The following is a 13717-nucleotide window of genomic DNA, read 5'->3' as shown; positions in this document are numbered from 1 at the left end:
AGCCTTTCGATGTGCCCGCCCGTATCACCGATCCCGAACAGCTCAAAGAGCTCCTCGGCATCCCGTTCACCCCGGAGCAGACGGCCTGCATCACCGCGCCGCCCGCCCCGCAGGTGATCGTGGCCGGAGCCGGCTCGGGCAAGACGACGGTGATGGCGGCCCGCGTGGTGTGGCTGGTCGGTACCGGCCAGGTCGCCCCCGAGCAGGTCCTCGGCCTCACCTTCACCAACAAGGCCGCCGCGGAACTCGCCGAGCGCGTCCGCAAGGCGCTGGTGAAGGCCGGCGTGACCGACCCGGACGCCATCGACCCGGACAACCCGCCGGGCGAGCCGGTGATCTCCACGTACCACTCCTTCGCGGGCCGCCTGCTGACCGACCACGGCCTGCGCATCGGTCTCGAGCCCACGTCCCGGCTGCTCGCCGACGCCACCCGCTTCCAGCTCGCCGCGCGCGTCCTGCGCGAAGCCCCGGGGCCCTACCCGGCCCTGACCCGCTCCTTTCCCGACCTCGTCGGCGACCTCCTCGCCCTCGACTCCGAACTCGCCGAGCACCTCGTACGCCCGGAGGCACTGCGCGCGTACGACGCCGAACTGCTGCTGACCCTGCGGGGCGCCAAGCTCAGCAACGCCGACCTGCGCAAGGTCCCCGACGCGGCCGCCGCCCGGCGTGAACTCGCCGAGCTGGTCACCCGCTACCGGGCCGCCAAGCGCGAGCGGGACCTGCTCGACTTCGGCGACCAGATCGCCCTGTCCGCCCGGCTCGCCGGTGTCCCCGAGGTGGGACGCCTGCTGCGCGACGAATTCCGGGTGGTCCTGCTCGACGAGTACCAGGACACATCGGTCGCCCAACGCGTCCTCCTGGCAGGACTGTTCGGCGAGGGGACCGGCCACCCGGTCACCGCCGTCGGCGACCCCTGCCAGGCGATCTACGGCTGGCGCGGCGCCTCCGTCGCCAACCTCGACGACTTCCCCGAGCACTTCGCCCACGCCGACGGCCGCCCCGCGACCCGCCAGGCGCTCAGCGAGAACCGCCGTAGCGGCGGCCGCCTCCTCGACCTCGCCAACGGCCTCGCAGAGCCCCTGCGCGCCCTGCACGCGGGCGTGGAGGCCCTCCGCCCCGCCCCCGGCGCCGAACGCGACGGCGCGGTCCGCTGCGCCCTGCTGCCCACCCACGCCGAGGAGATCGACTGGGCCGCCGACTCCGTCGCCCACCTCGTGCGGACCGGGACGGCACCGGGCGAGATCGCCGTGCTGTGCCGCACGGCGACCGACTTCGCCGAGATCCAGGGCGCCCTGGTCGCACGGGACGTCCCGGTCGAGGTCGTCGGCCTGTCCGGGCTGCTGCACCTGCCCGAGATCGCCGACCTCGTCGCTGTCTGCGAGGTCCTCCAGGACCCCGGCGCCAACGCCTCCCTGGTGCGCCTGCTCACCGGCCCCCGCTGGCGCATCGGCCCGCGCGACCTGGCCCTCCTCGGGCGGCGTGCCCGGCTCCTCGTGGCCCACGCGCGCGTGGCGGACGACGACGACCAGGACCGCCGCCTCGCCGAGGCCGTCGAAGGGGTCGACCCGTCCGAGGTGATCTCCCTCGCGGACGCCCTCGACACGTTCCTCGAGACACCGCTGGACGGCCGCGGCGACGACGACGGACTGCCGTTCTCGCCCGACGCGCGCGTGCGTTTCGCCCGGCTCGCCACCGAACTGCGCGAGCTGCGCCGCTCCCTGGCAGACCCGCTGATGGACGTCCTGCACCGCGTCCTCGCCGTCACCGGCCTGGAGGTGGAGCTGTCGGCGTCCCCGCACGCCCTGGCCGCCCGCCGCCGCGAGACCCTGTCCAACTTCCTGGATGTCGCCGCCTCCTTCGCCGCCGGCGACAACGAGGCCACCCTGCTCGCCTTCCTCGGCTTCCTGCGCACCGCGGCCCAGTACGAGAAGGGGCTCGACAACGCCCTCCCGGGCGGCGACAACACCGTGAAGGTGCTCACCGCCCACAAGTCCAAGGGCCTCGAGTGGGACGTCGTGGTCGTCCCCGGCCTGGTCACCGGCACCTTCCCCAGCAGCCAGGGCCGCGAGAAGTGGACCTCCCAGGGCAAGGTCCTGCCGCACGGGCTGCGCGGCGACGCCGACACCCTGCCCGACGTGGCGTCCTGGGACGCCAAGGGCCTGAAGGCCTTCCACGAGGCCATGAAGGACCACCAGCACACCGAGGAACTCCGCCTCGGCTACGTCACCTTCACCCGGCCCCGCTCCCTCCTCCTGGGCTCCGGCCACTGGTGGGGCCCGACCCAGAAGAAGCGCCGTGGACCGTCCGCCTTCCTCCAGGCCCTCTACGAGCACTGCGAGGCCGGGTACGGCGAGATCGAGGCCTGGGCGGACGAACCCGCCGAGGACGAGGAGAACCCCGCCCTGCACCAGGCGACGGCCGGCCAGGTCTGGCCCCTGCCCCTGGACGAGACGGCCCTGGCCCGCCGCCGCGCGGCCGCCGAGACCGTCCTGGCCCACCTGGAGGACCTCGCGTCCCGGGAGGACGACGGGCATCCCACGGCCACGCACGACCCGGACGACCTCGCCGATCCGGAGTGGCCGCCGCCCCCCGAGGAGGACGAGCCTCCTTACGAAAACCCTCTGCACGAAGAACCGGATCCGTTCGACGAGGAGCCCTTCGACGAGGAGTCCTTCGAAGAGGACCCGTTCCACGAGGCCCCCCTCGCCAAGGACCCCGTCGCCAAGGACCCCGTCGCTGAGGGTTCCGTCGTCGAGGACCTCTACCGAAGTGCCTCCCCGGAAGACCCGGCGGCCGGTGACGCCCGGGCCGCAGCCCGCCCCACCGTCCCCCACCAGGCGGCGCCACCGGAACTCCGGGCCGCCCGCCCCCAGCGCGAGGCCCCCGAGCCCTCGGCCCCCCGTCGCCGGGAGCACCCACACCTCACCCCGGAGGAAGCCCGCACCATCGCCTCCTGGGACCGCGACCTCGACGCCCTCACCGGCGAACTCCTGCGCGCCCGCGACAGCGTCACCGAGGTCCCCCTCCCGGCGTCGCTCTCGGCGTCCCAGCTGCTGCTCCTCGCCGCCGACCCGGACGGCCTGGCCCAGGAGCTGGCCCGCCCCATGCCCCGCCCGCCCCAGCCCGCGGCCCGCCGCGGCACCCGCTTCCACGCCTGGGTCGAGGCCCGCTTCGAAGAACTCATGCTGCCCATGCTGGAACCGGAGGAACTGCCCGGCAGCGAGGCCGAGATCGCCGACGAACGGGATCTGGAGGCCCTCAAGGAGGCCTTCGAGCGCACCGCGTACGCGCACCGCACGCCCTACCGGGTGGAGGCTCCCTTCCAGCTCGAGATCGCCGGCCGGATCGTCCGGGGCCGCATCGACGCCGTCTACAAGGAGGGCGCCGGGGACGAGGCGACGTACGAGATCATCGACTGGAAGACCAACCGTTCCCGTACCGCCGACCCGCTCCAGCTCGCCGTCTACCGCCTGGCCTGGGCCGAGCAGCGGGGCGTGCCGCCGGAGTCGGTCACGGCCGCGTTCCTGTATGTGCGCAGCGGGGAGGTCGTGCGCCCGGAGCTGCCGGACCGCGCCGCCCTGGAACGGCTGCTGCTGGACGACCCGTCCGACGGGGAGGCGGCTGCCCGGATGAGCGCGCGGACGGCGACGGGGTCCGGTGAGGAACCGCACTCCGAGGACGTCGGTGCGGGCCGATAGGCTCGTGACCATGAGCCAGACCCCGGACAGCGTCGTCCGTACGTACATCCAGCAGCACCGCGCCGCCTTCCTCGACGACCTCGCCGAGTGGCTGCGCATCCCGTCGGTGTCCGCCCAGCCCGACCACGCGCCCGACGTACGACGCAGCGCCGACTGGCTCGCCGCCAAGCTGAAGGAGACCGGATTCCCGACCGTCGAGGTCTGGCCGACCCCGGGCGCCCCCGCGGTCTTCGCCGAGTGGCCCTGTGACGACCCGCAGGCGCCCACGGTGCTGGTCTACGGCCACCACGACGTGCAGCCCGCCGCCCGGGAGGACGGCTGGGACAGCGAACCCTTCGAGCCGGTCGTCCGCGGCAACCGCCTCCACGCGCGCGGGGCGGCCGACGACAAGGGTCAGGTGTTCTTCCACACCCTGGGCGTCCGCGCCCACCTCGCAGCCACCGGACGCAGTAACCCGGCCGTGCACCTCAAGCTGATCGTCGAGGGCGAGGAGGAGTCCGGGTCCCCGCACTTCCGGGCCCTGGTCGAGCAGCACGCCGGGCAGCTGGCCGCCGACGCCGTGATCGTCTCCGACACCGGCATGTGGTCCGAGGACACCCCCACGGTGTGCACCGGCATGCGTGGCCTCGCCGAATGCGAGATACGCCTGCACGGACCCGACCAGGACATCCACTCCGGCTCCTTCGGCGGCGCGGTGCCCAACCCCGCGACGGCCGTGGCCCGCCTGGTCGCCGCCCTGCATGACGAGCACGCGCGCGTGGCGATCCCCGGCTTCTACGACGGAGTGGTCGAACTCACCGACCGCGAACGCGAACTCTTCGCCGAACTGCCCTTCGACGAGCAGCAGTGGCTGCGCACGGCCAAGTCGAACGCCACCCGGGGGGAGACCGGCTACACCACCCTGGAGCGGATCTGGGCCCGGCCCGCCGCGGAGGTCAACGGCATCGGCGGCGGCTACCAGGGCCACGGCAGCAAGACGATCATCCCCGCCTCCGCCATGGTGAAGCTGTCCTTCCGCCTGGTGGCGGGCCAGGACCCCGGCCATGTGGAGAAAGCCGTCCGCGCCTGGGCCGAGCAGCAGGTGCCGCCCGGGATCCGCTGCGACATCACCTTCGGCGGAGCCACGCGCCCGTGCCTGACGCCGCTGGACCACCCCGCCCTCCAATCGGTCACCCGCGCCATGAGCCGTGCCTTCGAGCAGCCGGTCCGCTTCACGCGCGAGGGCGGCTCCGGCCCCGCTGCCGACCTCCAGGACGTCCTCGGCGCCCCGGTGCTGTTCCTGGGCATCTCCGTCCCCTCGGACGGCTGGCACGCCCCGAACGAGAAAGTCGAACTCGACCTGCTCCTCAAGGGCGTCGAGACCACCGCGTACCTGTGGGGTGACCTCGCCGAGAACTGGCGCCATGAGCCCTGAGCAAGCCGTTCCGTCCGGGCCGGCCACGCGCGCGGGGCACACTGGAAACGCCGCCCCGCACCCGCCCGAGCCCGCCGGACCCGGTCGCCCCCAAGCCGTACGTCCCGCTGAACCGCCCGCCGAACCCGACCGTTCCACCGGGGAGTTGGAAGCACCCGTGACCACCTGGACCGACCACAACGCCGACCGCCCCATCTCGCTCACCGCCCCGAGCGGCATCGACCGGGCCGCCCACCACCGGCTCGACGAGGCCTGGCTCGCGGCGGCATGGAGCCACCCCACGACGCGCTGCTTCGTGGTCTCCGGCGGGCAGGTCCTCATCGACGAGACGGCGGACGGGCGCACCGAACTCGTCATGACCCCCTCCTTCGAAGCTCCCCTCACCGAGGCCCACCGCTACTTCCTCGGTATCGACGGGGACGGTGTCAGCTACTTCGCCCTCCAGAAGGACTCCCTGCCCGGACGGATGGACCAGTCCGCGCGCCCGGCCGGCCTGCGCGAGGCGGGCGCCCTGCTGTCGGCCCGCGACGTGGGCCTGATGGTCCACGCGGTGGGGCTGGAGAACTGGCAGCGCACGCACCGTTTCTGCTCACGCTGCGGCGAGCGCACCGTCATCGCCGCGGCCGGACACATCCGCCGCTGCCAGGCCTGCGGCGCGGAGCACTACCCGCGCACGGACCCCGCCGTGATCATGGCCGTGACCGACGAGGACGACCGCATCCTGCTCGGCCGCCAGGTGCACTGGCCCGAGGGCCGCTTCTCGACGCTGGCGGGCTTCGTCGAGCCCGGGGAGGCCATCGAACAGTCGGTGCGCCGCGAGGTCCACGAGGAGGTCGGCATCAGCGTCGGCCAGGTCGAGTACGTCGCCAGCCAGCCCTGGCCCTTCCCGTCCAGCCTCATGCTGGGCTTCATGGCCCGGGCCACCTCGACCGAGATCGAGGTCGACGGCGACGAGATCCACGAGGCCCGCTGGTTCTCCCGCGAAGAGCTGCACGCCGCCTTCGAGTCGGGTGAGGTGCTCCCGCCCTACGGCATCTCCATCGCGGCCCGCCTGATCGAACTCTGGTACGGCAAGCCGCTCCCGACGCGGAGCGTCCTCTGACCTCGTCAGCGTGGCCGTCCCCGCTATGAGAGAAGGCGGCCCCTGAGCTTCCTCAGGAGCCGCCTTCCCCGTACCAGGCACAGGGTGACTAGGCGCCGATCTTCTGCTTCACCTGAGCGAGCGAGGGGTTCGTGAGCGTCGAGCCGTCCGGGAACAGGACGGTGGGCACCGTCTGGTTTCCGCCATTCGCCTTCTCCACGAACGCGGCGGACTCCGGGTCCTGCTCGATGTTGATCTCGGTGTACGCGATGCCCTCGCGGTCCATCTGGCTCTTCAGCCGGCGGCAGTAGCCGCACCACGTGGTGCTGTACATCGTCACAGTGCCCAGCATGTCTCTCGTGCTCCTTCGGTGGCTCGGGGCGGGTGGTCGCAGTGGGGGAACGTATGTGAAAGGTCCACCATTCCCGTGCCCCGGATCCGGCCCGACGTGACGCCTGCCGCATCGGTACGACTATCAGTGCCCGCCTGTGGACAACCGGCGCGGCCGTCTCGCGGGACCTGGCAGCATGGCGGTGTGACAGCAGCAACGCACTCCACCCTGTTCCCGCAGGTACCGGACTCCGCCGACGCCGTGCTCGAAGGGCTCGACCCCGAGCAGCGCGAGGTGGCCACGGCCCTGCACGGTCCGGTGTGCGTCCTGGCGGGCGCGGGCACGGGCAAGACCCGGGCGATCACCCACCGCATCGCCTACGGAGTGCGCGCAGGCATCCTGCACCCCACCAGCGTCCTCGCCGTCACCTTCACCGCCCGCGCCGCCGGAGAGATGCGCGGCCGGCTGCGTCAGCTCGGCGCCGCCGGCGTCCAGGCGCGCACGTTCCACTCGGCCGCCCTGCGCCAGCTGCAGTACTTCTGGCCGAAAGCGATCGGCGGCTCCATGCCCCGGCTCGTCGACCGCAAGATCCAGCTCGTCGCCGACGCGGCGGCCGCCTGCCGCATCCGGCTCGACCGTGGCGAGCTGCGGGATGTCACCGCCGAGATCGAATGGTCCAAGGTCACCCAGACCGTCCCCGCCGACTACGCGCCCGCCGCCGCCAAGGCCGGCCGTGAGTCTCCCCGCGATCCCGCCGAGATCGCCCAGCTCTACGCGGCCTACGAGGACGTCAAGCGCGAGCGGTCCGTCATCGACTTCGAGGACGTCCTGCTGCTGACCGTGGCCGTCCTGCAGGACCGGCACGACATCGCGGAGCAGATCCGCGCTCAGTACCAGCACTTCGTGGTCGACGAGTACCAGGACGTCAGCCCCCTCCAGCAGCGCCTGCTCGAACTGTGGCTGGGCGAACGGGACAGCCTGTGTGTGGTCGGGGACGCCAGCCAGACGATCTACTCCTTCACCGGAGCCACCCCCGACCACCTGCTCGACTTCCGCACCCGCCACCCCGGTGCCACCGTCGTCAAGCTGGTCCGCGACTACCGCTCCACCCCCCAGGTCGTCCACCTCGCCAACGGCCTGCTCGCCCAGGCCCGGGGGCGGGCCGCCGACCACCGCCTGGAGCTCGTCTCCCAGCGCGCCGCGGGGCCCGAGCCGGTCTACACCGAGTACACCGACGAGCCCGCCGAGGCGGAAGGCGCGGCCCGCCGGATCCGGGAGCTCATCGATTCGGGGGTCCCGGCCTCCGAGATCGCGATCCTCTTCCGCACGAACGCGCAGTCCGAGACCTATGAGCAAGCACTCGCCGACGCCGCGGTGCCCTACCAGCTGCGCGGCGCCGAGCGGTTCTTCGACCGCCCGGAGGTGCGCAAGGCGGGCATCGCCCTGCGCGGCGCGGCCCGCTTCGGCGGCAACGACGCCCTTCTCGACGATGTCGTCGACCTGCCCTCGCAGGTGCGTGCCGTCCTGTCGGGAGAGGGCTGGACGCCCCAGCCACCGGCCGGTTCCGGTGCCGTGAGAGAGCGCTGGGAGTCCCTGGCCGCCCTGGTGAACCTGGCCCAGGACTTCGCCGCCGCCAAACCGGGCGCCACCCTGGCCGACCTCGTCGCCGAACTCGACGAACGAGCGAGCGCCCAGCACGCCCCCACCGTGCAGGGCGTCACCCTCGCCTCCCTGCACTCGGCCAAAGGCCTGGAGTGGGACGTCGTCTTCCTGGTGGGTGTGGCCGAGGGCATGATGCCCATCACCTACGCGAAGACGGACGAACAGATAGAGGAGGAGCGCAGGCTCCTCTATGTCGGGGTCACCCGCGCGCGCGAACACCTCCATGTCTCCTGGGCGCTCTCCCGCTCGCCCGGCGGCCGCCCCAACCGCCGTCCCAGCCGTTTCCTCGACGGACTGCGCCCGGGCTCGACGGCCACCACGGGCCGTGCCGGCTCCGGCGGGGCGGGCGGAATCGAGCGCGGAACTTCCGGAACCAGGGATTCCGCCCCGAGGCGGACCCAACGAGTTCCCGCCCGCTGCCGGGTCTGCGGCCGCACGCTGACGGACCCGGGCGAGATGAAGCTGATGCGCTGCGACGACTGCCCCTCCGACATGAACGAGGGCCTGTACGAGCGGCTGCGCGAGTGGCGGGCCGACCAGGCACGCAGCAGCGGCCAGCCCGCCTTTTGCGTGTTCACTGACAGGACGCTGATGGGGATCGCCGAGTCCGCCCCCGACGACGAACGCGAGCTCGCCCGCATCCCGGGCGTCGGGATGCGCAAGCTCACCCGCTACGGGGCCGACGTACTGGCCATCTGCGCAGGCCAGTCAGGCGCGGAGAGCCGAGATCAGGACTGACACGAACTCGTCGAAAAAATAGTTTGCGCATGCCCCAGCAATCCCCATAGGTTCTTAGGCACGAGAGCAGCGGCCTTCTCGGAGGCCCTGATTCCGTGTTGTACTTGCATATCCGTCGGACTGGTTCACCCAGTCCCCCAAGACGCCGAGAGGAGGCGAGTCCAGTGATCAGCATCAACACCAGCTCCGTCAGCATCGTGAAAATGACCGATCGCTCGGCCGTCTCCGCGTGCAAGCTCGGCGTTTCGAACCTGGGCACCGGTCTGTCCGGCATTCGTGCCGTCCTCCCGGCGTCCTCCTCCGTTGCTCCCGCGGGCCTTCCCGTCCGTGAGCGCAGTGAGCGACCGACCAAGGCACTGGAAGCGGCAGTAAAGGCACAGGCGCAGGCCTATGCCTTTACGGCGACCGGTGCCGGATTCCGGAAGCAGACGACGCAGCACCACCAGATGTGGGCCTTCCGTGGGCCAGAACCCTGGAGTGATCCAGCCTGATCGCCGATCAGGCCGGCGCCTTCAGGGCCGCGGAACCCCATCCGGGATCCGCGGCCCTTCTGTTTGTCCCTGAACAGGGATGACGGACCGAAGGAGCCTCGGGACAAGAAAAGAACCCGGTACCACCACCCCCCGGCCAACAGGCCGGAACGACCTGACGAGGAAGCCGAACCGTGCAACTCGAAGCGCACGCCCCGTCCGTACCGCCTTCCGACACGATCCCCAAGCCCGGCTCCACGGAGGACCCCGCCTTGACCCCGCTCACCGCGCTCACCGCGCTCGACGACGCCATCGAGAACCTCGGCGTACCCGTCCCGTGCCGTTCCTACGACCCGGAGGTCTTCTTCGCCGAGTCGCCCGCGGACGTCGAGGACGCCAAGTCCCTCTGCCGCACCTGCCCGCTGGTCGAGGCCTGCCTCGCCGGCGCCAAGGAGCGGCGTGAGCCCTGGGGCGTCTGGGGTGGCGAGCTGTTCGTCCAGGGTGTCGTCGTCGCCCGGAAGCGGCCGCGTGGCCGCCCGCGCAAGAACCCGGTCACGGCATGAACACCGCAGGAACGATCGACCGCCCCTTCACGCACGACCCCCAGAAGCAGGCCCCGATGAAGCCGTCCACTGACGAGCCCGCCGGCTCGGCGACCCAAGACTTCCCCATCAACGGCGCGAAGGACTCGCGTCAGAACAGGACCCGAGAGATGCAACTCATCCCAGAAGCCATGGCTCGCGCGCATATGCGCGAGCGACTGCAAGAGGCGGAGCGGGATCGCCTGGCCGTGCGCCTGGCGTCCGCCCGCCGGATGCAGCGCAGGGCGGAGCGCGCCTCACTGCGTGCCCGCCGGGCGCTCGCCATGGCGGTCATGCAGTAATCCGCTGCACCTGAAGCGGTGCTTTCCGGCCCATACGACCGGGCTGCCACCGCCGACCTCGCACCGCGGGGGCCGATCCGTACCGAACGGATCGGCCCCCGCGGCCCGTTGCCCACCCGAAAGAGTGCACGCACGGCGCCTACCTGGTCTGCGGGTGGCGCCCGCCTGCGCGCGCTGCGGCACCGTGGCCGGAGTGCTGACCGAAGGCGCACCCCTCACCTGGACGTACTCCGTGGAGGACGGGGCCCTTCGCCACTACTGCGAGACTTGCTCCCGGGAGAACCTCAGGTCCATCGAGGGGCGCCTGGACGCGGACCGGTGGTGAAGCCCGCGGTGGGCACTCAGGCCTGCGCCACCGCCTCCTCGCCGTCCGCCGGATCCTCGGGGACGAACCCGGGCAGCCACTCCTCCAGTTCCTCGCGCAACCGCACCGTCGCCCCCAGTTGGCACAGCACGCCGATCGTGCTCAGCGTCACCCGGTGGATCAGCAGATAGGACGGGGGCAGGTTGAGCTGCTTGCCGAGCTGGTAGGCCGGGGAACGGGGGTCGGCGATCCGCGCCGCCTGACTGCGCATCCAGCCCCGGGTGAAGGTGAACTCCTCGACCTGGGCCGGCTCGATGATCGGCAGCAGGTAGTCCATGACGGCGTCCGGGTCCAGCTCTATCGTCTCCTTGACGAACCCTTCCGCGCAGAGAAGCTCGTAGACCGCTTCGGCCTCACCGTCGAGGGTCATCCGCAGGGACTCGCCGATGGTGGCCGGCAGGCCCCCCGGGAGCCGGTCGACCGTGCCGAAGTCCAGCACGCCCAAGCGCCAGTCGTCCTCCCCTTCCGGGCCGCCGGGCAGGAGCCGGAAGTTGCCCGGGTGGGGATCGGCGTGCAGCAGGCCCGTGCGGGCGGGGCCGGAGAACAGGAAGCGGGCCAGAAGCTGACCGGCGCGGTCGCGCTGTTCCTCGGTGCCGTCCGAGATGATCTCCGACAGCGGGATGCCGTCCATCCACTCGGTGACCAGGACCTGGTCGGACTGATGCACCACCTGCGGCACGACCACGTCCGGGTCGTCCGTGAACTCTTCCGCGTGGGCCTGCTGGGCCTGGGCTTCCAGACCGTAGTCCAGCTCCTCCGAAACGCGGTCCTTCAGCTCCGTGATCAGGGGCTTGATGTCCATGCCGGGAATCAGCGGACCGAGCAGACGGGAGAATCGGCTCAGCTGGTTCAGATCCGACAGCAGGGCCTCGCCGGCGCCCGGGTACTGCACCTTGACGGCCACCTCGCGGCCGTCGTGCCACACCCCTCGGTGGACCTGGCCGATCGAGGCCGCCGCGGCGGGCTTGTCCTCGAACTCCAGGAACAGCTCGTGCCAGCCCTCGCCGAGCCGCTCCGCGAGCACCGCGTGCACGGTCCGGGTCGGCATGGGCGGCGCCGCCTCCTGGAGCTTGGTCAGCGCGGCCCGGTAGGGGCCGGCCACCTCCTCGGGCAGCGCGGACTCGAAGACGGACAGGGCCTGGCCGAACTTCATCGCCCCGCCCTTCAGCTCACCCAGCACCTTGAACAGCTGGTCCGCCGTGCGCTGTTGGAGTTCGCGGCCGACGAGCTCGGCGGATTCACCGACGATCCGCTTGCCGAATCCCCAGGTCGCCCGCCCGGCGATGCCGAGCGGGAGCGCGGCGAGCTTGGCGGTCCGGGTAACCGCCTTCCGGGGAAGATCAGACATGCGCCCTCCAAGTCCCAGCCGGCCGCTCCGCCTCTGCCTCACGGCACTGCTCCGACGGCCGTTGCACAGCCATTGTCTCGTGTGACTCCCCGTCCTCCGAGGGGTGCTCCCCTTTTCCTCTCTTCGCCGCAGCGCACGGGCATGCCGGATGCGCCCGGACCGGCCGCGTACGCCAGTGGAGATCCGGGACGGAGCACTCCCAGCGTGCCCCGGCGCTGGAGGGGGCCCGGCCATCCAGGAAAGCGAGTGCGTGGGCGGCCGCGAGTCCGGCCACGGCCGTGGCCAGTGTCAGATCACAGGGCGGCACCTGCCGCTGCTTGCCGGAGCGCCACTGGGCGACCATACGCGGCCAGGCGGGGTCCCGGTCGACGCGGTCCTCGTGCAGGCATCCTGCGCATCCCGTCTCGCCCGGCAGGACGAGCGGACCGACCACGCCGGTGCCTTCCACGACACCGGCGTACAGATGGGGTGTACCGGAGGTCATCAGCGGCTCTGCGGCGGCCGGGTCGGGCGCGTGCACGGCGACATCGTCCCGCGGGGCGAGGACCACCAGCGAGAATCCCGGATCGCCGTCGTCCGGGGACGTCTGCGCCGTCACGCGGCGCGGCGGCCGGTCGGGGGCAGCCCGTCGCACGGCACGGCGGGCCGACTCGTCCCTGCGGTCGCCGACCGCATCCGGGGGAAGCCCGCCCGGCGCGACGTCCCACGGCTCCACACGGCCGCCGTCGATCACGTCCACCCCGCCCACGCCGGCCCCTGACAGGAGGGAGGCCAGCACGGCACCCACCCGGCCCGCGCCTCGCACCTGCACGCGCTGGGAGCGTCGCGCGGCCAGCTGCCCGATCGCGTCGCCGGGGGTCGATGTCGTCAGGGAGAGGGAGGCCAGGTCGGGGCGCAACCGGTCGAGGACCTCCTTCTTCTTCCGTAGCGCGTCTGCGGCCGGCCCGCCGCCGCGGGCGTCGTCCAGCAGTCCGGCCCGGGCGAGCCCCCGCACCAGCTTGTCGACATGACCGTCGGGCAGGTCCATGCGGCGTCCCTCGTCGCGGAGCAGCTCCAGCCCCCGCGTGCCGTTCAGCAGGTCGAGGAAGCTGCCCGTCGCCAGGTCCATCGGGCCGAGCGTCATCGCGTGCGCCGGTGTCATCCCGAACTGCACGGTGTTGAGGTCGCGCCAGCCGCGCCTGAGCGCGGGTTTCACCATCGGATGCATGACAGGCCCCCCGTGTGCCGTAGATCGTCCCCGTACGCCGGTGGAGCGAGCGTGCAGGCCCTGGCCGGTCGCGCCGGGGCCGGTCGCAGGCAGGGCCTGTGCGCAGGCCTGACCCGAGCGCAGGGTCGCCCCCGCGGGCCGAACCCGGGCGCGGAAGCGGTCCTGGTCCCGGACCGGCCCCGCCCTCGCTTCGCCGACGAGATCCAGCATGCCCAAACCCGCCGCCGACTGCTGAAAGTTGTCCACAGGAGCGGGCATTCGTCGTACAAATCCGCTGCCGGATCGCGCCCATCCCGGCTGCCGGATCGCGCCTATTCCGGCGGCCGGTCGCGCCTATCCCGGCTGCCGGGTCGGACCAGTCCCGCGGCCGGGTCGCAACAGTCCCGCAGTCGGGGGCGCCAGTCCCGCAGTCGGTTCGCACCGGTCCCTAGGCCGGTTCGCACGGCCGCCCACGCGACCCGGCGACCGTGCCGTACAAATCCGGCAACCGGGTCGTACCAGTCCGGCGGCCGGTAGGAGCG

At 72.1% G+C, this 13717-nt stretch carries 11 protein-coding genes; 8 read left to right on the top strand and 3 right to left on the bottom strand.

Features of this window, described 5'->3' with window-relative positions:
- Window positions 1-11 precede the first annotated feature (11 nt).
- From ACFY5B_RS31905 to nudC, 3 genes are all read left to right on the top strand, one after another.
- On the top strand, window positions 12-3698 hold the full coding sequence (locus tag ACFY5B_RS31905; RefSeq protein ID WP_389976173.1) for a UvrD-helicase domain-containing protein: 3687 nt from the start codon (window positions 12-14) through the stop codon (window positions 3696-3698).
- A 10-nt stretch (window positions 3699-3708) separates the two neighbouring features.
- Complete coding sequence (locus ACFY5B_RS31900) at window positions 3709-5112, top strand: dipeptidase (RefSeq protein WP_389976170.1); 1404 nt, start codon at window positions 3709-3711, stop codon at window positions 5110-5112.
- Window positions 5113-5269: 157 nt separating this feature from the next.
- The gene (nudC, locus tag ACFY5B_RS31895) at window positions 5270-6214 is read left to right on the top strand and encodes an NAD(+) diphosphatase (protein ID WP_389976167.1); all 945 of its coding nucleotides are present in this window, start codon (window positions 5270-5272) and stop codon (window positions 6212-6214) included.
- An 88-nt stretch (window positions 6215-6302) separates the two neighbouring features.
- Here the strand turns inward: nudC and ACFY5B_RS31890 are convergent, their stop codons facing one another.
- The gene (locus tag ACFY5B_RS31890; protein WP_003992805.1) at window positions 6303-6545 is read right to left on the bottom strand and encodes a mycoredoxin; all 243 of its coding nucleotides are present in this window, start codon (window positions 6543-6545) and stop codon (window positions 6303-6305) included.
- 183 nt (window positions 6546-6728) lie between these two features.
- On the opposite strand from ACFY5B_RS31890, the gene ACFY5B_RS31885 reads away from it, so the two are divergent.
- The 5 genes from ACFY5B_RS31885 to ACFY5B_RS31865 all read left to right on the top strand — a co-directional run bounded on the left by ACFY5B_RS31885 (window position 6729) and on the right by ACFY5B_RS31865 (window position 10602).
- Window positions 6729-8924 (top strand): ATP-dependent DNA helicase UvrD2, encoded by a 2196-nt coding sequence (locus ACFY5B_RS31885; protein ID WP_389976163.1) that lies wholly within the window; start codon window positions 6729-6731, stop codon window positions 8922-8924.
- A 164-nt stretch (window positions 8925-9088) separates the two neighbouring features.
- The gene (locus tag ACFY5B_RS31880; RefSeq protein ID WP_389976160.1) at window positions 9089-9415 is read left to right on the top strand and encodes a hypothetical protein; all 327 of its coding nucleotides are present in this window, start codon (window positions 9089-9091) and stop codon (window positions 9413-9415) included.
- Window positions 9416-9588: 173 nt separating this feature from the next.
- Window positions 9589-9957 (top strand): WhiB family transcriptional regulator, encoded by a 369-nt coding sequence (locus ACFY5B_RS31875; RefSeq protein ID WP_389976158.1) that lies wholly within the window; start codon window positions 9589-9591, stop codon window positions 9955-9957.
- Entirely contained in the window at window positions 9954-10277 is a 324-nt protein-coding gene (locus tag ACFY5B_RS31870; RefSeq protein ID WP_389976155.1) for a hypothetical protein, read from the top strand. The genes ACFY5B_RS31875 and ACFY5B_RS31870 overlap by 4 nt, the downstream gene beginning before the upstream one ends.
- Before the next feature lie 193 nt (window positions 10278-10470).
- Window positions 10471-10602, top strand: coding sequence for a hypothetical protein (locus ACFY5B_RS31865; protein ID WP_389976152.1), 132 nt, complete (start codon window positions 10471-10473; stop codon window positions 10600-10602).
- Window positions 10603-10618: 16 nt separating this feature from the next.
- Here ACFY5B_RS31865 and ACFY5B_RS31860 read toward each other — a convergent pair whose 3' ends face one another.
- Entirely contained in the window at window positions 10619-11989 is a 1371-nt protein-coding gene (locus tag ACFY5B_RS31860; RefSeq protein WP_389976149.1) for an ABC1 kinase family protein, read from the bottom strand.
- The gene (locus ACFY5B_RS31855) at window positions 11982-13196 is read right to left on the bottom strand and encodes a TOMM precursor leader peptide-binding protein (RefSeq protein ID WP_389976146.1); all 1215 of its coding nucleotides are present in this window, start codon (window positions 13194-13196) and stop codon (window positions 11982-11984) included. The genes ACFY5B_RS31860 and ACFY5B_RS31855 overlap by 8 nt, the downstream gene beginning before the upstream one ends.
- Between the last annotated feature and the right edge of the window lie 521 nt (window positions 13197-13717).

The sequence above is a fragment of the Streptomyces sp. NPDC013187 genome (genome assembly GCF_042899705.1).
GTDB classification, from domain to species: Bacteria; Actinomycetota; Actinomycetes; order Streptomycetales; family Streptomycetaceae; genus Streptomyces; species Streptomyces hawaiiensis_A.
The sequence above is the reverse complement of the archived record's forward strand: the minus strand, read 5'-3'. Positions and strand labels throughout refer to the sequence as shown.

Bases quoted from the DNA above. Each gene is read 5' to 3' on its own strand.
- ACFY5B_RS31860 (WP_389976149.1), bottom strand. From the start codon at position 11,989: ATGTCTGATCTTCCCCGGAAGGCGGTTACCCGGACCGCCAAGCTCGCC.
- ACFY5B_RS31870 (WP_389976155.1), top strand. From the start codon at position 9,954: ATGAACACCGCAGGAACGATCGACCGCCCCTTCACGCACGACCCCCAG.
- ACFY5B_RS31890 (WP_003992805.1), bottom strand. From the start codon at position 6,545: ATGCTGGGCACTGTGACGATGTACAGCACCACGTGGTGCGGCTACTGC.
- ACFY5B_RS31900 (WP_389976170.1), top strand. From the start codon at position 3,709: ATGAGCCAGACCCCGGACAGCGTCGTCCGTACGTACATCCAGCAGCAC.
- ACFY5B_RS31855 (WP_389976146.1), bottom strand. From the start codon at position 13,196: ATGCATCCGATGGTGAAACCCGCGCTCAGGCGCGGCTGGCGCGACCTC.